This window comes from Serratia sp. 25CWL12 (genome assembly GCF_055790885.1).
On sequence record NZ_CM147698.1, the window covers coordinates 1,255,087 to 1,274,811 of the forward strand.

The 19,725-nt window shown below is 51.1% G+C and carries 18 protein-coding genes and 1 pseudogene; 17 read left to right on the forward strand and 2 right to left on the reverse strand.

The window, feature by feature from the left end; all coding sequences use genetic code 11:
• The first annotated feature begins 114 nt into the window (after positions 1–114).
• From ACX9GV_RS05455 to ACX9GV_RS05500, 10 genes and pseudogenes are all read left to right on the forward strand, one after another.
• A complete protein-coding gene (locus ACX9GV_RS05455; protein ID WP_473197322.1) occupies positions 115–852 on the forward strand; it encodes a heme ABC transporter permease in 738 nt (245 codons plus the stop codon).
• Positions 849–1,094: a heme exporter protein CcmD gene (gene ccmD / locus ACX9GV_RS05460; RefSeq protein WP_473197323.1), complete on the forward strand. Its 246-nt coding sequence runs from the start codon at positions 849–851 to the stop codon at positions 1,092–1,094. Before ACX9GV_RS05455 ends, ccmD begins: the two co-directional genes overlap by 4 nt.
• A complete protein-coding gene (gene ccmE / locus ACX9GV_RS05465; protein WP_473197324.1) occupies positions 1,091–1,585 on the forward strand; it encodes a cytochrome c maturation protein CcmE in 495 nt (164 codons plus the stop codon). The genes ccmD and ccmE overlap by 4 nt, the downstream gene beginning before the upstream one ends.
• A complete protein-coding gene (locus ACX9GV_RS05470) occupies positions 1,582–3,546 on the forward strand; it encodes a heme lyase CcmF/NrfE family subunit (protein WP_473197325.1) in 1,965 nt (654 codons plus the stop codon). Before ccmE ends, ACX9GV_RS05470 begins: the two co-directional genes overlap by 4 nt.
• A 2-nt stretch (positions 3,547–3,548) precedes the next feature.
• Positions 3,549–4,100 carry a DsbE family thiol:disulfide interchange protein gene (locus ACX9GV_RS05475; protein WP_023491329.1) on the forward strand — a complete coding sequence of 184 codons (552 nt, stop codon included), beginning with the start codon at positions 3,549–3,551 and terminating at the stop codon, positions 4,098–4,100.
• Positions 4,097–4,564 carry a cytochrome c-type biogenesis protein gene (locus tag ACX9GV_RS05480; protein WP_023491328.1) on the forward strand — a complete coding sequence of 156 codons (468 nt, stop codon included), beginning with the start codon at positions 4,097–4,099 and terminating at the stop codon, positions 4,562–4,564. Before ACX9GV_RS05475 ends, ACX9GV_RS05480 begins: the two co-directional genes overlap by 4 nt.
• A complete protein-coding gene (ccmI, locus tag ACX9GV_RS05485) occupies positions 4,564–5,775 on the forward strand; it encodes a c-type cytochrome biogenesis protein CcmI (RefSeq protein WP_473197326.1) in 1,212 nt (403 codons plus the stop codon). The genes ACX9GV_RS05480 and ccmI overlap by 1 nt, the downstream gene beginning before the upstream one ends.
• Positions 5,776–5,808: 33 nt before the next feature.
• Positions 5,809–6,570 carry a phospholipid-binding lipoprotein MlaA gene (mlaA, locus tag ACX9GV_RS05490; RefSeq protein WP_473197327.1) on the forward strand — a complete coding sequence of 254 codons (762 nt, stop codon included), beginning with the start codon at positions 5,809–5,811 and terminating at the stop codon, positions 6,568–6,570.
• A gap of 134 nt (positions 6,571–6,704) precedes the next feature.
• Complete coding sequence (locus ACX9GV_RS05495; RefSeq protein WP_473197328.1) at positions 6,705–7,331, forward strand: YqiJ family protein; 627 nt, start codon at positions 6,705–6,707, stop codon at positions 7,329–7,331.
• A gap of 88 nt (positions 7,332–7,419) precedes the next feature.
• Positions 7,420–9,048, forward strand: a pseudogene (locus tag ACX9GV_RS05500) (flotillin family protein); the annotation flags it as partial.
• 272 nt (positions 9,049–9,320) lie between these two features.
• On the opposite strand, the gene fadL reads toward ACX9GV_RS05500, so the two are convergent.
• Positions 9,321–10,643 (reverse strand): long-chain fatty acid transporter FadL, encoded by a 1,323-nt coding sequence (fadL, locus tag ACX9GV_RS05505; protein WP_473197329.1) that lies wholly within the window; start codon positions 10,641–10,643, stop codon positions 9,321–9,323.
• Positions 10,644–11,118: 475 nt separating this feature from the next.
• Between fadL and ACX9GV_RS05510 the strand changes: the two genes are divergently transcribed.
• The 4 genes from ACX9GV_RS05510 to sixA all read left to right on the forward strand — a co-directional run bounded on the left by ACX9GV_RS05510 (position 11,119) and on the right by sixA (position 16,002).
• Positions 11,119–11,415: a YfcZ/YiiS family protein gene (locus tag ACX9GV_RS05510; RefSeq protein WP_023491246.1), complete on the forward strand. Its 297-nt coding sequence runs from the start codon at positions 11,119–11,121 to the stop codon at positions 11,413–11,415.
• A gap of 323 nt (positions 11,416–11,738) precedes the next feature.
• Entirely contained in the window at positions 11,739–13,049 is a 1,311-nt protein-coding gene (fadI, locus tag ACX9GV_RS05515) for an acetyl-CoA C-acyltransferase FadI (protein WP_473197330.1), read from the forward strand.
• Positions 13,049–15,208 (forward strand): fatty acid oxidation complex subunit alpha FadJ, encoded by a 2,160-nt coding sequence (gene fadJ / locus ACX9GV_RS05520; RefSeq protein WP_473197331.1) that lies wholly within the window; start codon positions 13,049–13,051, stop codon positions 15,206–15,208. The genes fadI and fadJ overlap by 1 nt, the downstream gene beginning before the upstream one ends.
• Positions 15,209–15,522: 314 nt before the next feature.
• Complete coding sequence (sixA, locus tag ACX9GV_RS05525) at positions 15,523–16,002, forward strand: phosphohistidine phosphatase SixA (protein WP_037384106.1); 480 nt, start codon at positions 15,523–15,525, stop codon at positions 16,000–16,002.
• A 79-nt stretch (positions 16,003–16,081) separates the two neighbouring features.
• Here sixA and smrB read toward each other — a convergent pair whose 3' ends face one another.
• A complete protein-coding gene (gene smrB, locus ACX9GV_RS05530) occupies positions 16,082–16,612 on the reverse strand; it encodes an endonuclease SmrB (protein ID WP_473197984.1) in 531 nt (176 codons plus the stop codon).
• 177 nt (positions 16,613–16,789) lie between these two features.
• Here smrB and prmB point away from each other — a divergent pair, with 177 nt between their 5' ends.
• Genes prmB through mepA form a run of 3 tightly spaced genes read left to right on the forward strand, consistent with a single transcriptional unit; the run spans position 16,790 to position 19,666 of the window.
• A complete protein-coding gene (gene prmB, locus ACX9GV_RS05535) occupies positions 16,790–17,722 on the forward strand; it encodes a 50S ribosomal protein L3 N(5)-glutamine methyltransferase (protein ID WP_037384103.1) in 933 nt (310 codons plus the stop codon).
• 19 nt (positions 17,723–17,741) lie between these two features.
• Positions 17,742–18,827 carry a chorismate synthase gene (aroC, locus tag ACX9GV_RS05540; protein WP_023491238.1) on the forward strand — a complete coding sequence of 362 codons (1,086 nt, stop codon included), beginning with the start codon at positions 17,742–17,744 and terminating at the stop codon, positions 18,825–18,827.
• 11 nt (positions 18,828–18,838) lie between these two features.
• Positions 18,839–19,666 (forward strand): penicillin-insensitive murein endopeptidase, encoded by an 828-nt coding sequence (mepA, locus tag ACX9GV_RS05545; RefSeq protein ID WP_473197332.1) that lies wholly within the window; start codon positions 18,839–18,841, stop codon positions 19,664–19,666.
• Positions 19,667–19,725: the final 59 nt, after the last annotated feature.

Genomic DNA, 19,725 nt, shown 5'->3' on the forward strand with positions numbered 1-19,725 from the left:
CAGACATTGATTGTGAAGATACATTGATCCTGAGTATCCATTGATGTGGCGTGGTTATAACCCTAGTACCCAGGGCCGCCACCGAATAATTCTTTACCGTGAGCAAAAAAGATAATGTGGAAATGGTTACATCAATTTGCCCATCCAGAGCGTCTGTACTCTCTCTGTGGGCGCTTAGTTCCCTGGTTTGCCATCGCGGGGGGGCTTTGCCTGTTGATAGGTTGGGTGTGGGGATTTGGCTTCGCCCCCAAGGATTATCAGCAAGGTGATAGTTTCCGCATTATGTATATCCATGTCCCGGCGGCGATCTGGTCGATGGGGATCTATGCCTCCATGGCGGCTGCGGCGTTTATCGGCCTGGTATGGCAGATAAAAATTTCCGATACCTTGGTGGCTGCCATGGCGCCGGTTGGGGCGGTGTTCACTTTTATCGCCTTGGTTACCGGTTCCGCTTGGGGCAAACCGATGTGGGGCACCTGGTGGGTGTGGGATGCGCGCTTAACCTCGGAGCTGGTATTGTTGTTCCTCTATTTAGGCATTATTGCCCTGTACAATGCCTTTGATGATCGTCGTCTGGCTGGGCGTGCTGCGGGTATTCTGGTGCTGGTGGGGGTGGTCAATCTGCCCATTATCCATTTCTCTGTTGAATGGTGGAACACATTGCATCAAGGATCGACCAATATGCAGCAAAGTATTGCGCCAAGTATGCGCACACCATTACGTTGGGCCATTTTCGGTTATCTGCTGTTCTTTATCACACTTACCTTGATGCGTTTGCGTAATCTGATTCTGCTTCAGGAGCGCCAGCGCGCCTGGGTTATCGCGTTGATTAATCGGGAGCGTCAGTCATGAGTAGCGCGGCATTCAACTCCTGGTCGGCTTTTTTTGCTATGGGGGGCTATGGGTTCTACGTCTGGTTGGCGGTGGCGGTTACCTTGCTCTCATTGCTAGGGTTACTCACTCATACCTTATGGCAACGTAAGCAACTGTTGGTGGAGATCCGGCGTCAGGCCGCCCGTGAACAGCGCATTCGTCAATCAAATCAAAAAATGGCAGTACCGCAATCCGCCAATCGACAGGAGAAATCATTGTGAATCCACGTCGTAAAAGCCGCCTCTACCTGGCGATAGTGGTCGTCATGGGTATCGCGCTGACTATCACGCTGTTGCTGTATGCGCTGCGTGCCAATATCGATCTGTTTTATACCCCAAGTGAAATTTTACAAGGCAAGGGGCAGAAGCATGAAAAGCCACAAGTGGGTCAGCGTTTGCGCATTGGCGGGATGGTGATGCCTGGCTCGGTTAAGCGTGATCAGGACAGCTTACGGGTGAATTTCAAAGTATATGATGCTCATGGCGCCATTGATGTGACCTACCAAGGTATTCTGCCGGACTTGTTCCGTGAGGGGCAGGGGGTTGTCGCGCAAGGCGTATTAGGCGAAGGTAATGTTGTCAATGCCCGTGAAGTGCTGGCAAAACATGATGAGAAATACACACCACCAGAAGTGACCGCAGCGATGCAAGAGAACCATCAAGGCCCAGCATCCAACTATAGCAGCCAGCCTCAAGGGGAGAACCTGCCATGATACCGGAAGTGGGTAATTTTCTACTGTGCCTGGCATTAGCGATTTCACTGCTATTAAGCATCTATCCACTCTGGGGCGCTGAGCGGCAGGATAGCCGGATGATGTCAGTGGCTCGCCCGTTAACTTATGGCATGAGCGCGGCAATAACCTTGGCATTCCTCTGCCTGGTGTATGCGTTTATCACCAATGATTTCACCGTGGCTTATGTCGCCGCTAACTCTAATAGCCAACTGCCGGTCTATTACCGTATTGCAGCGACTTGGGGGGCCCACCAAGGTTCACTGCTGTTATGGGTATGGCTATTAAGTGGTTGGTCGCTGGCAGTGGCCTGCTGCAGTAAGCGGATGCCACCTGATGCTGTCGCCCGGGTCTTGGCGGTGATGGGGATGATAACGGTCGGCTTTTTGCTGTTTATTATTGTTACCTCTAACCCATTTGTACGTACTTTGCCTGATTTCCCCATCGACGGTGCCGATCTAAACCCATTGCTGCAGGATATCGGGCTGATTTTCCATCCCCCTTTATTATATATGGGTTATGTTGGCTTCTCGGTGGCGTTTGCCTTCGCCATTGCTTCGTTGATGGCGGGCAGGCTTGATACGGCCTGGGCTCGCTGGTCTCGGCCCTGGACCATGGCCGCTTGGGTATTCTTGACACTGGGCATCGTGTTGGGTTCGGCCTGGGCCTATTATGAATTGGGCTGGGGCGGCTGGTGGTTCTGGGACCCGGTAGAAAATGCGTCCTTTATGCCGTGGTTGGTGGGTACCGCATTGATTCATTCATTAGCGGTAACTGAAAAGCGTGGCTCCTTTAAAGCCTGGACGGTGTTGCTGGCGATTACCGCTTTTTCACTGTGCTTGTTGGGTACCTTTCTGGTGCGTTCCGGTGTGCTGGTGTCGGTACACGCTTTTGCCTCAGACCCGCAGCGCGGGATGTTTATTCTTGCTTACCTGGTGATTGTTATTGGTGGTTCACTGCTGCTGTATGCCGTGAAGGGCGGGCAGGTACGTAGCCGGGTACAGCATGAGGTTTTCTCACGGGAAACCTTTTTACTGGGCAATAACGTCTTGTTGATCGCCGCCATGTCAGTGGTGCTGTTAGGGACTTTATTGCCATTGGTGCATAAACAGTTAGGGCTAGGCAGTATTTCTATTGGCGAGCCCTTTTTTAACACCATGTTTACCTGGCTGATGGCACCCTTTGCGTTGTTATTAGGCATCGGGCCACTGGTTCGCTGGCGACGTGATGAACCAGGCAAGCTTTGGCGGCGTCTTGGATTGGCGCTGGTGGTGACACTGCTGTTATCGGTTCTACTTCCTTGGTTATTGCAAGACAGCATTGCCGGGATGACCGTAGTTGGGTTGGTGATGGCGTTCTGGGTGATCCTGTTAACGCTGCTGGAACTGCATGAGCGGGCCACCCATCGCCATGGTTTCTGGCGCGGTTTGCGCTGCCTTCCGCGCAGCCATTGGGGCATGACCTTGGGTCACTTGGGGGTCGCGGTGACGGTGATCGGTATTGCATTTAGCCAGAATTACAGCATCGAACGTGATGTGCGCATGCGCATGGGTGATAGCGTGGAAATTCGTGACTACCGCTTTACCTTCCGTGATGTGCATGACATCCGAGGGGCGAATTATACCGGTGGTGTCGGGATTATTGACGTCACTCGTAACGATCAACCAGAAGCGACCTTACGGGCTGAAAAGCGTTACTACAATACCGCGCGTAGCATGATGACGGAAGCGGCCATTGATGGTGGCCTGACGCGTGACCTTTATGCGGCGTTAGGTGAGGAGCTGGATGATGGCTCTTGGGCGGTACGCCTTTACTATAAGCCTTTTGTGCGCTGGATCTGGTTTGGTGGCCTATTTATGGCATTGGGTGGAGTGTTGTGTCTTCTTGACCCACGTTACCGTATCAGTAAACAGCAAAAGCTTGCCGAGAACAGCGGGGAATAGCCATGAGACGTAAGTTACTTTTTATCCCATTAATTATGTTTCTTTTATTGGCACTGGCGCTGTTGTTGCAACTAATGCGTAATGCCGGAGGGGAGGAACCTACCCTGCTGGAGTCGGCATTGATTGGCAAGCCGGTGCCGGTGTTCAAGCTTGAATCTCTCGAACATCCTGGGCAAACCTTTGATCAGGCGGTGTTGCATAAGGGTAAGCCGATGCTACTCAATGTTTGGGCCACCTGGTGCCCTACTTGCCGGGCGGAACATGAGTATCTCAATACGCTGGCTGCCAAGGGGGTACGTATTGTCGGTTTGAATTATAAAGATGACCGTAGTCAAGCAGTACGTTGGTTGCAGCAGTTGGGTAACCCTTACGCCCTGAGTTTATACGATGGTGACGGTATGTTGGGGTTAGACCTGGGGGTTTATGGTGCGCCAGAGACCTTCCTGATCGACGGCGAGGGGATTATTCGCTATCGCCATGCAGGTGATATGAACGAACGCATCTGGCAGCAAGAGGTGTTACCCCTGTATCGGCAATTTGGGGGGGATGCATGAGATTCTCCACCTGGCTGATGGCGCTGTTTCTGAGCTGGAACGCGTTTGCGGCGATCGACACCTACCAATTCGACTCCCTGGAACAGGAACAGCAATATCGCCAATTGACAGAACAGTTACGCTGCCCAAAGTGCCAGAACAATAGCATTGCCGATTCCAACGCCATTACTGCGGCGGATATGCGTACCAAAGTGTATGAATTGATGCAGCAGGGGCAAAGCAAACAGCAAATCATCGATTATATGGTCGCGCGCTATGGCAATTTTGTTACTTATGATCCCCCGGTAACGCTTGCGACGTTGATCTTGTGGATTGGGCCACTCTTGCTTGTCTTGATTGGCGGCAGTGTGGTGATCCTGAAGGCCCGTCATCGTCGCGGCGTTGAGGATAAACCAGAATTATCGGACTTTGACCAGCAGCGTCTTGCCGGGTTATTGGAAGAGCGTGACAGGAAGAAAACCTAATGACTTTTTGGTTGCTTATCATAGTGTTGTTAGCGGGTGCGGCCTGTTTGCTGGTGGTGCCGGTACTACGGCGCGGTAAAGTGAACGAGGCGGTTAATCGAGATGCCTTGAATAAAGCGCTTTATCAGCATCATCTTGATGAACTGATGCAGGATGAAGCGTTAGGCGTGGTGGCTCAACCCAGTGAACTGATAAAGGAATTACAGCAGAACCTGTTACAGGATATACCCGAGCAACCGCCAGTGCAGGGCAGTGCTATCAGCCGCTGGGCGTTGGTGCCCGGTGTGGTACTGCTGGTCGTGGTCGCGGTTGGTTTTTATCTGAAAACCGGAGGATTGACTCAGGTGGCGGCTTGGCATCAAGTCGAGCAGCAACTGCCACAGCTGCGTGAGCGAGTGGCTGATGAGCAGGCTAACCCGTTGAGTACCGAAGAGATTGCTCGTCTTGGTCTGGGACTACGCACCTCCTTACAGTATGATGACCGCAATATTAACGACTGGGTTTTACTTGGTCGCATTGGTATGGCGTTGAATAACGCAACCACCGCCACACAGGCTTTTGCTCATGCTTACCGTCTGGCCCCAGATAATATGGACGTGCGCTTGGGTTATGTTCAAGTGTTGATGCGTTCAGGCGATCCGGCTGACAATAAACAGGCGACAGAGATGTTGCGCAAGATGGTGGCAGAAGATCACTCTAATGTGCAGGTGCTGAGTCTGCTGGCATTTAATGCTTTTGAACAGCAAGATTACCCGCAAGCCATCAGCACATGGCAGTTAATGTTAAAATTGTTGCCAGCTAACGATACGCGAACAGAAATAATAAAACGCAGTATGGAGCAAGCAAAACGTCAGATGAGTGGGCAACAGGGTAGCATTGCTGTTAATGTTACCCTGTCGCCGGAAGCCGCGAAGGCCTTACCTCCACAGGGAACGCTAATGGTTTCGGTCACTGATGGGGAAAATCCGCAGCCAGTGGCGGTTAAAAAGTTGGCTCTCAGCCGTTTCCCGCAGTCATTTACGTTGGATGACAGTGACGCTATGATGCCAGAACGCCAGCTTTCGGCTCTGCAGCAGGTGAAGGTGCATGTTCGCCTTTCCGGTGATGGACTGGCTACCCCGCAACCGGGGGAGTGGTTTGGTGAAAGTGAGCTGCAGACCGTGAACGATAAGGAACCGATCAGCGTTCAGATAGACAAGCAGGTTCCCTGACAAAAAAATAATGGTTTTTGATGGAGAAAAGATATGAATTTTCGCCTGACTGGGTTGGCTTTTGCAACGGTGCTGTTAGTTGGATGCGCCAGTTCGTCCAGTAGTGATCCTCAAGGACGATCCGATCCGCTGGAAGGTTTTAACCGGGCGATGTTTAACTTCAACTACAATGTGCTGGACCCGTATGTGGTGCGCCCAGTGGCAGTGGTATGGCGAGATTATGTTCCCACCCCGGCGCGTAATGGCCTGAGCAACTTTACTGGCAACCTGGAAGAGCCAGCCAGCATGGTGAACGAGTTTCTGCGTGGTAACCCCTATCAAGGCATGATCCACTTCAACCGTTTCTTCTTGAATACCTTGCTGGGAATGGGGGGCTTTATCGATGTCGCAGGAATGGCTAACCCGAAACTGGCACGTGAAGAGCCACGCCGTTTCGGTAGCACGCTAGGGCATTATGGTGTTGGTTATGGTCCGTATGTCCATTTGCCGGTCTATGGCAGCTTTACGATACGTGAAGATGGTGGCGATTGGGCTGACAGCGTTTACCCGGTGCTAAGCTATCTCACTTTCTGGATGTCGGCGGGCAAATGGGTGGTTGAAGGGGTTGAAACCCGTGCCCAGTTGTTGGACTCTGACGGACTGCTGCGCAACTCCTCTGATCCTTACCTGATGGTGCGTGATGCCTACTTCCAGCGCAACGACTTCCTGTCGCGCGGCGGAAAACTTCAACCGCAAGTGAACCCAAATGCCAAGGTAATTCAGGGCGAGTTGGATGAGATTGATTCTGCTCCGTAGGTGTTTGACGATTTCATTAACAAATGATACGGTTAGCTTAAGTTATTGAAGTAAAGGTATAAACAGTATTCTATCTTTTTGAAGGCTCCTGGATATCAGGGGCCTTTGTCATGATGTAGAGGGAAAACGCGAATATGGATCTACTGTCTGCGGGCAATGTCCCTTTTCTCACGGCCCTGTGTCTGCTGCTGATTATTGGTGTGTTGGAAATGCTGGCGGTATTCATTGGGGCTTCATTGACCAGTCATATTGATGCAACATTCAATGCTCATTCAGACATTACTTTAGGTGAAAATCTATTTTCTCATGCTTTGGGCTGGTTGCATGTTGGGCGGCTGCCATTTTTAGTGATTATCGTTTTGTTTCTTGGGGGATTCTCCTTAACAGGGTTAGTGCTGCAATGGTTTGCTGGCGGAGGTTTACCTGTTTGGATAGCGGTTGTTGTCGCTTTTATTAGCAGCCTGTTTTGTGTGCGCTGGTTTGGACGAGGGATTGCCCGTTATTTGCCACGTGATGAAAATAGTGCTGTTTCTACAGAAAGTTTTGTTGGGCGGATAGCCATTATGGTCGGGGCTACTGCGACTGCGGGTTCCCCATCTGAGGCCAAACTGACAGACCAGCATGGGCGCATTCATTACATTCTGATTGAACCAGACGAGGCGAGTGTCGCTTTTTCCCGCGGGGAAAAGGTCTTGGTCACAGCGCGTATATCTGGCTCACTTTTTTATGGTACTGCAAATCCTTGGCCGGATTTTTTATGAGAATAGTCTGTTAATGGAATCATTTTAATAACCCTGAAGGAGGAATAATCTAGTGATAATTAATGATAATATTATTTTTTGGGGAGGGATGGCAGGTGGCATTCTTCTGGTTTTTCTTATTATTGGACTGATTTTTTCACGTTTGTATAGACGTGCTTCTGCTGAACAATCCATGGTGCGTACCGGGCTTGGGGGGCTTAAAGTCGTTTTAAGTGGTGGTGCCATTGTTCTGCCGGTGTTTCATGAAATTATCCCGATTAATATGAAAACGCTGAAGTTGGAGGTCAGCCGCGCGATGCGTGATAGCTTGATCACCAAGGACAGAATGCGGGTGGATGTGGTGGTGGCATTCTTTGTTCGCGTGCAGCCAACCATTGAAGGGATTTCTACTGCGGCGCAGACCCTCGGCCAGCGTACCTTGTCACCGGAAGATTTACGTCAACTGGTGGAAGACAAATTTGTTGATGCTTTGCGCTCTACTGCAGCGCAGATGACTATGCAGGATCTGCAGGACACCCGGGAAAAATTTGTTCAAGGGGTGCAGAACACTGTAGCTGAAGATTTGGCTAAAAACGGTCTGGAACTGGAAAGTGTGTCACTGACTAATTTTAACCAAACCTCCAAAGAGTATTTCGACCCTAATAATGCCTTCGATGCAGAAGGGTTGACTAAACTCACTCAGGAAACCGAGCGTCGTCGTCGTGAGCGTAATGAGGTTGAGCAGGATGTGGAGGTGGCGGTTCGTGAAAAAAACCGCGATGCCTTATCCCGCAAACTGGAGATAGAACAGCAAGAAGCGTTCATGTCATTGGAACAGGAACAGCAGGTAAAAACTCGGAGTGCGGAACAGAATTCGCGGATTGTCACGTTTGAAGCAGAGCGTCGGCGAGAGGCCGAGCAGAGTCGTATCTCCGCTGAGCGCCAGATTGAAGAGTCAGAAATTGAGCGTGAACAGGCAATACGAGCTCGTAAAGTGGAAGCGGATCGTGAAATCCGGATTAAAGAAATCGAGCAGAGTAAAGTGACTGAAATGGCGGCCATTGAGCAGCAAAAAGTGACAGAAATTGCTGAACAGGATAAAGCGATTGCCATTGCATCCAAGTCGGAACAACAGTCCCAGGCGCAGGCTCGTGCCAACGAGGCGCTGACCGAAGCAGTAAAAGCGGAGCAAAACGTTGAAACCACCCGCCAGACAGCGGAGGCTGATCGTGCTAAACAGGTTGCTTTGATTGAAGCTCGTCAGAAAGCGGAAACCGAAGCGATGCAACTAACGCTTAAAGCGCGTGCAGAAAAAGAAGCCGCAGAATTACAGGCTGCCGCTATTATCGAATTGGCCGAGGCAGCACGTCAAAAAGGGCTTGCCGAGGCAGAAGCACAGCGTGCATTCAATGATGCAGTTAATATGCTTTCTAACGATCAGACTAGCCTGAAGTTTAAGCTGGCATTACTGCAAGCAATGCCTGCGATCATTGAAAAATCAGTAGAGCCGATGAAGGCGATAGAGGGTATCAAGATCGTACAGGTTGATGGACTAAATCGTTCGAATATGGCTGCAGGTGTAACAGCCTCTTCAGGGGGGAATGCTAATCTGGCAGAACAGGCATTATCTGCCGCCCTTTCTTACCGGACTAATGCCCCTATTATCGACTCTTTGCTGCAAGAAATAGGGATTAATGGCGGGTCATTGCAAGCGCTAACTGCCGCTTTACCACAAACACAATCTGCAGTGATGCAGGAAGTAGAGAAAACAGCAGAGAATACAGCAGAGAAAACAGCCTCTGGGCTTGAACCTTCGTCGGAACAAGAAATATCGATAGTTAACCCAAAGCCAACTCCACGGAAGTTACAGGCAGGGGCCGAGGTAACGACGTCTCCAGAGCTTGATTAATCCCAGGTGATGAGTGAATAGTCAGCCGCAAGTGCTGATTTATCGGTATAAAAAACGGCGGATAATCCGCCGTTTTATTCTGTACTGCACCTTAAGAACTATTAGAAACGGTAGTTGACTCCAGCACCGTATAACCAGGCGCTACCGTCGGATTCAAAACGGTAAGGCCCTTCGTTGATGGTGACTTTCTGGCCATGCATATAGGACAGCCCGACATCAACCGAGGTGTTTTTATTGAAGGCGTAAGTTGCCCCGGCACTTAACCAGGTGCGGTTTTGGTCTGGAATAGAGATGCTTCGGTTTTGGGCGGGTACCGGGCTTTGGTCAAAGGCGATACCGGTGCGGAAGGTCCAGTTATCGTCATGGAAATAGGTAGTCCCGATCGCCATGCGGTAAGCATCGCGGAAGCCTTCATGCTTGTAGAACAGCGTATTACCGCCACTGCCAGTGGCTTTCAGTTCTTGGAACTGACTCCAACTGGTATAGGTCATGTTGTAGTGGACTGCCCATTGTGGTGCCACTTTGTGATAAGCAGAGAGCTCCCACATTTCGGGTAAATTCAAGGTGAGATAACCCGGGATGCTATTACCGTCAGTCCCCATTGGTAATCCGAGCTGCTGCAGTAGGCCATTGTATGCCGATGGCAGTTGACTGCTGTAGTCACCATCAAAATCTATTTTTATTTCAGAACGATAAGTGAAGCCAAAACGGTTGTTCTCATCCATTTCATACAGAATACCGGCATTCCAGCCATAACCCCACTTGCTGCCTTCCAGATGAGAAATTTGCGTATTAGCAGGAAGTTGCGCGACTTGGCCAGCTAAAGCGGGCGGTAGTTTCCCGGAACCGGCGATCAGTAACGGTAAATCACCGGCGTGCCGCTCAATTTTGGCGTCAGCATACACGGCGTCAAAGCCCAAGCCGAAGCTGAAATTCTGATTCAGCCGATAAGCAGCACTTAGGTTTAGATTCAGTGTCGTCAGCTCGGTGTTTCCCCCAACGGAGCCCGCCGGGTAATTGTCACTATATTCCGTCGACAAACCGTAGTTGCTGGTGACGGAACCACCGACTGCCCATTGGTCGTTCAGTGGCTGAATATAATGCAGATCTGGCACCCAGGCGGTTGGGGCGATATCTTTGGCATCAAGGCTCTGCCCGGAAGGTGACCTACCGGTGATATTGACATCAGGGTCGATAAATACGGCACCACCAGAGATGATTGGGCTGCTAAACATCATCATGGTTGCCGGGTTCCGGCTTGCTGACGCAGCGGTATCAGCCACTGCACCTTCACCAGAATAAGCGCGGCCTAAACCAATGGCAGAAAACTCGTTCAATTGGAATCCGGCAGCGTAGACATTGGAGGAGATAATTGCCACTGCAGCGGCAAGCGCTGATTTAGCGAACAGGTTTTTCTGGTTCATGACCAAAACCTCGTCTTATAGGTTTATTATTTGAATAATGTTACACGGTGTAACACCGAATGTACCAGTGTAATAGTCCATTGCCATATCAACAAATCGGACCAGTGCTGAATTATAAGTCTGATTTATTAAAATAGCGCAATGTTGACGGCCAAATGTTGCATATATGATCTCAAAAAAGAGATCTGTACTGCAAAAAAGGGGCTTATTTTAACCGGTGATGGTTATTTAACCAGGGAGCGACTTGGCCAGATTGAACCTGTTCAATGCGCTATTTTGCGACAGAACAATAAGCGTTAGAACAATAATTGAGAGTTCTGGTACGCTATTTGCCAGTTAAAAAACGCGATGAAAAGTAAATCTAGTGATTGGTGGGTCTGAAGCGTAAAATAGCGCTAATAACTTGGCGAGAGTTAACAGAATCAAATAACTATTTATCCGCATGCAATATGCGGTTTGTGAGGAGGTTTACGTTATGTCAGATGCAATTAACAAATGTAGTGCTCAGGAAACTGCGGCTTGCTGCTGTGTGGATGTCGGTACAGTGATGGATAACACCGATTGTACCGCCTCTTATAGCCAGGTGTTTGCCACCCAACCTGAGGCAGAAAAAGCGTTGGCGGCATTGACAGAGAAAGCGCGTAGCGTTGAGTCTGATCCTTGTGACATTAGCAGCCAGATCAAACCGGTTGAAGGTGGCGTGCAACTGGATGCTGATTTTACTTTTACCTGCCAGGCAGAAACGCTGATTTTCCAACTCGGATTACGTTAATCCCATAGTTCTATCCGCCTAGACAAGAGCAGACTCCCTGGTCTGCTCTTGTGCCCCAAGCGCCTGCGTTATTCAACGTATTAGTAATCCTATTCTGACCATGTTCCCGGAAGCTTGCCGAAAGGTCGTATTTAAATCGGCTTATGGCGGGATTTGTCATTCAACTTACTGGTTATGGCTTGAATTACCTGGCAGGAAAGTTGCTGCTGCTCGCAGTTTTCACCGCTCCCCCTTTGCCAAATGTGGCTATCTGGTTAACAATGAGCGGGTCAGGTCAGACCTCTTTGATTCGTTGTGTCAACGGCCTCTCTTTAGGAGTGTTTATGAATAAGGCATTGCCGCTGGTTACTGCTTCTGGTGATCGTATCGCCATTGTTCAGGGTTTACGTACCCCTTTCGCTAAACAGGCTACGGCTTATCACGGTGTACCGGCGGTCGATCTGGGCAAAATCGTGGTCAGTGAATTGCTGTTTCGCAGTGGTATCGATTCGGCATTGATTGACCAACTGGTTTTTGGGCAGGTGATACAAATGCCTGAAGCCCCCAATATCGCCCGGGAAATTGTGCTCGGTACCGGAATGAGTGTACACACCGATGCCTACAGTGTTTCACGCGCCTGCGCAACCAGCTTCCAGGCCATTGCCAATGTGGCAGAAAGTATTATGGCGGGTAGCATCAGCATCGGTATTGCTGGTGGAGCGGACTCCTCATCGGTATTGCCCATCGGTGTCAGTAAGGCACTGGCTCGCACCCTGGTGGATGTGAGCAAAGCTCGTACGCTATCACAACGGTTGAAACTGTTTAGCAAATTAAGACCCCGCGATCTGATGCCTGTGCCCCCGGCGGTGGCAGAGTATTCAACAGGCCTGCGTATGGGGGATACTGCCGAGCAAATGGCGAAAACCCACGGTATTACGCGTGAACAACAGGATGCCTTTGCACATCGTTCCCACCAATTAGCCGCCAAAGCATGGGAGCAGGGGGGGCTGCGGGATGAGGTGATGGTTGCCTATGTGCCGCCCTATAAGCAGCCTTGCGATGAAGATAACAATATCCGCAAAGATTCCACGCTTGAGTCTTATGCCCGCCTGAAACCAGCGTTTGATCGTAAACACGGCAGTGTGACTGCGGCGAATAGTACCCCGTTGACCGATGGTGCCGCTGCTGTCCTGATGATGAGTGAATCTCGGGCTAGAGCGCTGGGTTTGCAACCGTTGGGCTACCTGCGTAGTTTTGCCTTCGCTGCTATTGATGTTTGGCAGGATATGCTGCTTGGTCCTGCCTATGCTACCCCACTGGCCTTGGATCGAGCGGGTATCACTCTGGCTGATCTTACACTGATAGATATGCATGAAGCCTTTGCCGCGCAAGCCCTGGCCAACTTGAAGATGTTTGCCAGTACCGAGTTTGCTCAACAGCAACTGGGGCGTGAACAAGCGATCGGCGCAGTCGATATGGATAAGTTTAATGTGTTGGGGGGCTCAATTGCTTATGGTCATCCCTTTGCAGCAACCGGGGCTCGTATGATCACTCAGACGCTACATGAACTAAAAAGACGCGGTGGTGGGTTGGGATTGGTTACTGCTTGTGCGGCCGGTGGATTAGGTGCTGCGATGATTGTGGAGGTGGAATAATGAGCTTAGATCAGACCTTGCTAGAGCAGCCAGCCCAGCCTTCAGCGTTTCATTTGACTCTGCGACCTGACGATATTGGTGTGATTACCATTGATGTACCCGGGGAAAAACTTAATACCCTGAAGGCTGAATTTGCCGAACAGATCAGTCAGGTGCTATTGGCTGCGCAACAGCACACGGGGCTGAAAGGCTTAGTGATTCTGTCTGGTAAAGCGGATTCGTTTATTGCGGGTGCCGATATCACTATGATTGCCGCCTGTCACAGTGCTAAAGAGGCAGAACAGCTGTCACAGCGGGGGCAGCATCTATTGGCGCAGATTGCGGCGTTTCCGGTACCGGTAGTGGCTGCTATTCACGGTGCTTGCCTGGGCGGGGGGCTAGAGTTGGCACTGGCTTGCCATAGCCGTATTTGTTCGCAGGATGATAAAACAACCCTCGGCTTGCCGGAAGTACAGCTCGGCCTGCTACCAGGTTCGGGGGGTACCCAGCGTTTGCCACGTCTGGTTGGGGTGGTTAAGGCGTTGGATATGATGCTGACAGGTCGACATATCCGCCCCGCTCAGGCGCTGCGTATGGGGCTGGTCGATGATGTGGTGCCCGCTGCTATTTTGCTGCAAACGGCCATTGAGCGAGTCAAACAAGCGGGCCAAGCACCGCGCAGGTTACCCTGGTTGGCGCGTGCGTTTAATTTGCCATTAGCCAGAACTTGGCTGCTAAACCAGGTGCGTAGCAAAACCCTAGCGAAAACCCACGGCAACTATCCGGCAGCAGAGCGTATTATTCAAGTTGTGCGCATTGGGCTGGAGCAAGGGGAGAGCCAAGGCTATCAGGCAGAGGCCAGTGCTTTTGGTAAACTGGCAATGTCATCTCAATCGGCGGCATTACGTAGCCTGTTTTTCGCATCAACGGCGGTGAAGAAAGAGTATGGCGTTACCTCAACAACGCGTGAGTTACAGCGCATCGGTATTCTGGGTGGCGGCTTAATGGGCGGCGGAATTGCCTTCGTTACCGCTATCCGCGCAGGATTGCCGGTACGCATTAAAGATATCAACTCGCAAGGGATTAATCATGCGTTGAAATATACCTGGGATTTGCTCAGCAAACGGGTGCGTAACAAACTGATGCGCCCAGCAGAGCGTCAGAAAAAAATGATGTTGATCTCGGGCTCAACGGATTATCGCGGTTTTGAACGCGTTGATATCGTGATTGAAGCGGTATTTGAAGATATAGAACTGAAACAGCAGATGGTGCAGGACATTGAACAGTATGCCGCGCCACAGACTATTTTTGCCTCCAATACCTCCTCGTTGCCGATCGGCCAAATTGCTGCCAAGGCGGCCAGGCCACAGCAGGTGATTGGCCTTCATTACTTCAGCCCGGTAGACAAAATGCCATTGGTGGAGGTGATCCCCCATGCGACTACCAGTGACGAAACGGTGGCCACCACCGTAGCCTTGGCACACCGACAGGGTAAAACGGCGATAGTTGTCGCTGACCGGGCGGGGTTTTATGTTAACCGAATACTGGCGCCTTATATTAGTGAAGCCGCGCGCTGCTTGCTGGAAGGCGAACCGATCGAGTCGTTGGATAAGGCCTTGGTTGACTTCGGTTTCCCGGTGGGGCCGTTTATGTTGCTGGATGAAGTGGGTATTGATGTTGCCACCAAAATCACCCCGATTCTTAAGGCGGAATTAGGGGCGCGCTTTGCTGCACCAGCGGCATTGGACGCGGTGCTGAATGATGGGCGCAAAGGGCGTAAGAATGGCCGAGGTTTTTATCTCTACCCGACAAATATCCTGCGCAAGTGGCAACGCAAACAGGCAGACAAGAGTATTTACCCCTTGCTGGGGATCACCGCGAAAGTGCATATTCAGCATGCGGTGATTGTTCAGCGCTGTGTGATGATGATGCTTAATGAGGCGGCCCGTTGTCTGGAAGAAGGGGTGATCCGCTGCGCTCGAGATGGGGATATTGGTGCGGTCTTGGGCATTGGCTTTCCCCCTTTCCTTGGCGGCCCATTCCGGTATATGGATGAGCTGGGGGCAGAGAAGATGGTGAAAACATTGCGATATTTGCAGCATCATTATGGCGAACGGTTTACTCCCTGTGAGAGCCTGTTACGTATGGCCGATCAAGGTGAGCGTTATCACCCTTTGTAGTAAGCGCTATTTTTAACCGTAATTTCAATAATAACCGTGGGATAGGGAAGAGTAACGTCGCGTATTGTGATCTACGTGTGGATGTTAAGCTGTGATGGGTTTACCTTGGTGCTCAAGTGGTGTAAAAACAGCGTTTTCTTTCATACGAACTTTCAGGCAAAATGCCTCACCGCTATGATACCGGCCGTTATTTAAGCTGGGTATGGAAAGGAAAAGTGTCATCGCTATTCATTTTGGTTGGAGTTGGAATTGATAAACTCAACACGGCGATACCATCCTGTATAGCGCTATTTTGTCAACAACAGCGGTGCAATATGCAAGTTTTTATTATGCGGCACGGAGAGGCGGCAATGGATGCCGCCAGTGATTCAGTTAGACCCCTGACAACCTGTGGTCGAGATGAGTCGCAACAAATGGCGACTTGGCTGAATGCCAAATCAGTGGATATTGAATGCGTGCTGGTCAGTCCTTATCTGCGGGCCATGCAGACCTTAGAAACGGTACGTGAAGTATTAACCCTGCCAGACGGTGAAGAGGTACTGCCTGAGCTGACGCCGGGTGGTGATGCTGGGCTGGTAAGTTGTTACCTGCAAGCATTGGCGAAAGAAGGGGTTGGAGCGGTGTTGATCGTTTCCCATCTGCCGTTGGTTGGCTATCTGGTTGCTGAGCTCTGCCCGGGTGAATGCCCCCCGATGTTTGCCACTTCGGCGATTGCTAACGTTGAACTGGATGTTAATGGCGCTAGTGGCAAGTTTGTCTGGCAGTGCAGCCCCTCCAATATCGATTCGATGTAACTATTTCCTGTCCCTCTGGTCGTAACAGAGGGAATAGTGACCTGTTGCTGCCGTTGATTTAAATAACGGCGGCCAGATTTTATCCAGTCAACTCTACCAGCACTAATACTGCCGCATTCCCTCCCCACTCTTTTGGGGCCTGGTGAAACGCCAGTACATCTGGATGTTGTGCCAACCACAGTGGCGCTTGTTGCTTAAGAATATGTTTTCCATGACCATGCATTACGCAGGCACAATGGACATGTTCGCGTTTACAGGCGGCGATCATCGCCCCCAGTTCCTGCTTGGCTTGCAATTGTGTCAAACCATGCAAATCGAGAAACAGGTCTGGAACGTAATCCCCCCGGCGTAGCTTCTTCAATTCATAATGGTTATAACCCGGGCGAACATAACGCATGGGCCCCTCAGCATCTAACTGTGGCTGAAATTCATCAGAAAAGTAAAAACTGGCATCCACCTGTTCTTGCAGCAGGCGTTGAGGCGTCACTTTCCTGCTGATTATTTTGGGCTTGGGATGGACGATAGTATCCTGCCGCAATCTTCTGGTGCCCGCGACCGATTCCCTGAAGAGCTGCAATTCGTCTTTGCTCAGCGGGTGACTATTTTTCATCATTAACTCACTGAATATCATTCACTCTATGGCGATAGTTTACCTTGTCGAGAGGTGCTGTCGACGCAAAACTTAATCCGTGAGCCCTTTGTTGCCGTTATAGCTGCTGATTTGTCGTCGGCTTCATGGCAAACTATGCCGATAAATCATGAAACAGCTTGTCTGCTGGAGGGTAAATTGGACAAAATTTTCGTCGAAGAAGCAGTGAGTGAGCTGTACAGCATCCAGGATATGCTGCGTTGGGCCGTGAGCCGTTTCAATGCGGCCGACATCTACTATGGTCACGGAACAGATAATCCGTGGGACGAGGCGGTGCAGTTGGTTTTACCTACGCTGTTCCTACCGCTGGACATTCCTGAGGAGATGTATACTTCGCGTTTGACCTCCAGTGAACGTCATCGCATTGTCGAGCGGGTTATCCGCCGGGTGAGTCAGCGTATACCGGTAGCTTACCTGACCAACAAAGCCTGGTTCTGTGGCATGGAGTTCTATGTTGATGAACGCGTATTGGTTCCGCGCTCACCGATTGCTGAACTGATCAATAATCGCTTCAGTCCACTACTGCCCAATCCACCTCGCCATATTCTGGATATGTGCACCGGCAGTGGTTGTATTGCCATTGCTTGTGCGGATGCTTTCCCGGAAGCAGAAGTGGATGCGGTGGATATTTCCACTGATGTCTTGGCGGTGACTGAGCGCAATATTCAGCAACATGGTGTTGAGCACCAGGTGATCCCGATCCGTTCTGATTTATTCCGTGAACTACCGTTGATCCAGTACGATCTGATTGTCACCAATCCCCCTTATGTCGATGCGGAAGATATGTCTGATTTGCCGCAAGAGTTCCGCTGTGAGCCGGAACTGGGGTTGGCTGCCGGGAGTGATGGCCTGAAACTGGTGCGCCGCATACTGGCTTGTGCGCCAGACTACCTGAGCGAGCAGGGTGTGCTGATTTGTGAAGTGGGTAACAGCATGGTACACCTGATGGAGCAATACCCGGATATTCCGTTTATCTGGCTGGAATTTGAAAACGGTGGTGATGGCGTATTTATGCTGACCAAACAACAACTGATTGATTGCAAAGAGCACTTCAGCATCTATCGTAGTTAACCAACGGTAAGGAGCCGGGATGGCAGGCAACAGTATTGGGCAATTTTTCCGTGTTACCACCTTTGGTGAGTCTCACGGCGTGGCATTGGGTTGTATTGTTGACGGTGTGCCCCCCGGCATCCCGTTAACAGAGGCTGATTTACAGCACGATCTGGATCGTCGTCGGCCAGGCACCTCACGTTACACCACACAACGCCGCGAGCCGGATCAGGTACGCATTCTTTCCGGCGTATTTGACGGGGTGACCACCGGGACCAGCATCGGCTTGATGATCGAAAATACCGACCAACGTTCGCAAGATTACAGTGCGATTAAAGATCTCTTCCGTCCGGGCCATGCTGATTACACCTATGAGCAGAAATACGGTGTGCGTGATTATCGTGGTGGTGGCCGTTCATCGGCACGTGAAACCGCGATGCGCGTGGCGGCGGGTGCTATCGCCAAAAAGTATCTAGCGCAAAAATTTGGGGTAACAGTACGCGGCTACCTGGCTCAGATGGGTGAAGTGTACTGTGAACTGAAAGATTGGCAGCAAGTTGAACAAAACCCCTTCTTTTGTCCGGATCCCGACAAGCTGGAACAGCTGGATGAACTGATGCGGGCGCTGAAGAAAGAGGGCGACTCTATTGGGGCCAAAGTCACGGTGGTGGCGGAGCATGTCCCCGTTGGCCTGGGTGAACCCGTTTTTGACCGTCTGGATGCTGATTTGGCCCATGCCTTGATGAGCATTAACGCCGTGAAAGGGGTGGAGATAGGCGACGGCTTTGCGGTGGTCACCAAGCGCGGTAGCGAAAACCGTGATGAGATCACCCCACAAGGTTTCCAGAGTAATCATGCCGGCGGTATTCTCGGCGGGATCAGTAGCGGGCAGCCAGTGATTGCCCATTTGGCGTTAAAACCCACTTCCAGCATCATGGTGCCGGGTCGTACCATTAACCGCCAGGGGGAAGAGATGGAGATGGTGACCCGTGGGCGCCACGACCCTTGTGTGGGCATCCGCGCAGTACCGATTGCGGAAGCAATGATGGCGATAGTGCTGATGGACCATCTGCTGCGGCAACGGGCGCAAAATGGCGATGTGATTTCTGACGTTCCACGCTGGTAAGGGTAATAACAATGAAAAAATGGATGTTAGTCATTGCCGCCTTGGTTGCCTCCAGTTCTGCCATGGCACTAACCCCGTGGCAAAAAATCAATAACCCGGTCACTGGCACTCCCCAGGCGGTCGGTGAATTCTCCAACGGGTGCATTATTGGCGCACAATCTTTGCCGGTGAATTCTGCGGATTATCAGGTAATGCGTACCGATCAACGGCGTTACTTTGGTCACCCGGACTTGGTGGCATTTATCCAGCGACTCAGTCAGCAGGCTAGTCAGAAATCATTGGGAACGGTGTTGATTGGGGATATGGCGATGCCTGCTGGGGGGCGCTTTAGTAGCGGCCACGCCAGCCACCAGTCTGGGCTGGATGTGGACATCTGGTTACAATTGCCACGGCAACGTTGGAGTGCCCAGCAATTACTCAAACCGCAACCGATTGATCTGGTCGCGGCGGATGGTAAGCAGGTGGTAGATCGTCTGTGGCAGCCACAAATCGAATCCTTGATCAAACTGGCTGCTCAAGACAGTGAAGTGACACGTATCTTCGTCAACCCGGCGATCAAACAGCGTCTATGTCAGGATGCTGGGTCAGATCGTAGTTGGTTACACAAGGTTCGCCCGTGGTTTGCTCACCGCGCGCATATGCATGTGCGTTTGCGTTGCCCTGCAGGGAGCCAGGAATGTCAGGATCAAGCGCCACCTCCAGATGGTGACGGCTGCGGAGCCGAACTGGCTAGCTGGTTTAAACCGCAGCAACCTAACGCCAACCCGGTCAAGACTGAGCCGCCACCATTGCCGCCAACCTGTCAGGCGTTGTTGGACAATCACTTTGCCAAGCGCTGAGCAGGCATAATCTCGCTGTAACGAGCTGAGTTAGGGAAGCCAATGCTACTGCAGCCTTA

What these genes read in the sequence shown, in the direction of transcription:
- mlaA (WP_473197327.1), top strand. Translation starts at nt 5,809, where the DNA reads ATGAATTTTCGCCTGACTGGGTTGGCTTTTGCAACGGTGCTGTTAGTT.
- smrB (WP_473197984.1), bottom strand. Translation starts at nt 16,612, where the DNA reads ATGAAAAATAGTCACCCGCTGAGCAAAGACGAATTGCAGCTCTTCAGG.
- ACX9GV_RS05495 (WP_473197328.1), top strand. Translation starts at nt 6,705, where the DNA reads ATGGATCTACTGTCTGCGGGCAATGTCCCTTTTCTCACGGCCCTGTGT.
- fadL (WP_473197329.1), bottom strand. Translation starts at nt 10,643, where the DNA reads ATGAACCAGAAAAACCTGTTCGCTAAATCAGCGCTTGCCGCTGCAGTG.
- fadJ (WP_473197331.1), top strand. Translation starts at nt 13,049, where the DNA reads ATGAGCTTAGATCAGACCTTGCTAGAGCAGCCAGCCCAGCCTTCAGCG.
- ACX9GV_RS05475 (WP_023491329.1), top strand. Translation starts at nt 3,549, where the DNA reads ATGAGACGTAAGTTACTTTTTATCCCATTAATTATGTTTCTTTTATTG.
- ACX9GV_RS05455 (WP_473197322.1), top strand. Translation starts at nt 115, where the DNA reads ATGTGGAAATGGTTACATCAATTTGCCCATCCAGAGCGTCTGTACTCT.
- fadI (WP_473197330.1), top strand. Translation starts at nt 11,739, where the DNA reads ATGAATAAGGCATTGCCGCTGGTTACTGCTTCTGGTGATCGTATCGCC.
- ACX9GV_RS05480 (WP_023491328.1), top strand. Translation starts at nt 4,097, where the DNA reads ATGAGATTCTCCACCTGGCTGATGGCGCTGTTTCTGAGCTGGAACGCG.
- aroC (WP_023491238.1), top strand. Translation starts at nt 17,742, where the DNA reads ATGGCAGGCAACAGTATTGGGCAATTTTTCCGTGTTACCACCTTTGGT.
- ACX9GV_RS05470 (WP_473197325.1), top strand. Translation starts at nt 1,582, where the DNA reads ATGATACCGGAAGTGGGTAATTTTCTACTGTGCCTGGCATTAGCGATT.
- ccmD (WP_473197323.1), top strand. Translation starts at nt 849, where the DNA reads ATGAGTAGCGCGGCATTCAACTCCTGGTCGGCTTTTTTTGCTATGGGG.
- mepA (WP_473197332.1), top strand. Translation starts at nt 18,839, where the DNA reads ATGAAAAAATGGATGTTAGTCATTGCCGCCTTGGTTGCCTCCAGTTCT.
- sixA (WP_037384106.1), top strand. Translation starts at nt 15,523, where the DNA reads ATGCAAGTTTTTATTATGCGGCACGGAGAGGCGGCAATGGATGCCGCC.
- ccmI (WP_473197326.1), top strand. Translation starts at nt 4,564, where the DNA reads ATGACTTTTTGGTTGCTTATCATAGTGTTGTTAGCGGGTGCGGCCTGT.
- ACX9GV_RS05510 (WP_023491246.1), top strand. Translation starts at nt 11,119, where the DNA reads ATGTCAGATGCAATTAACAAATGTAGTGCTCAGGAAACTGCGGCTTGC.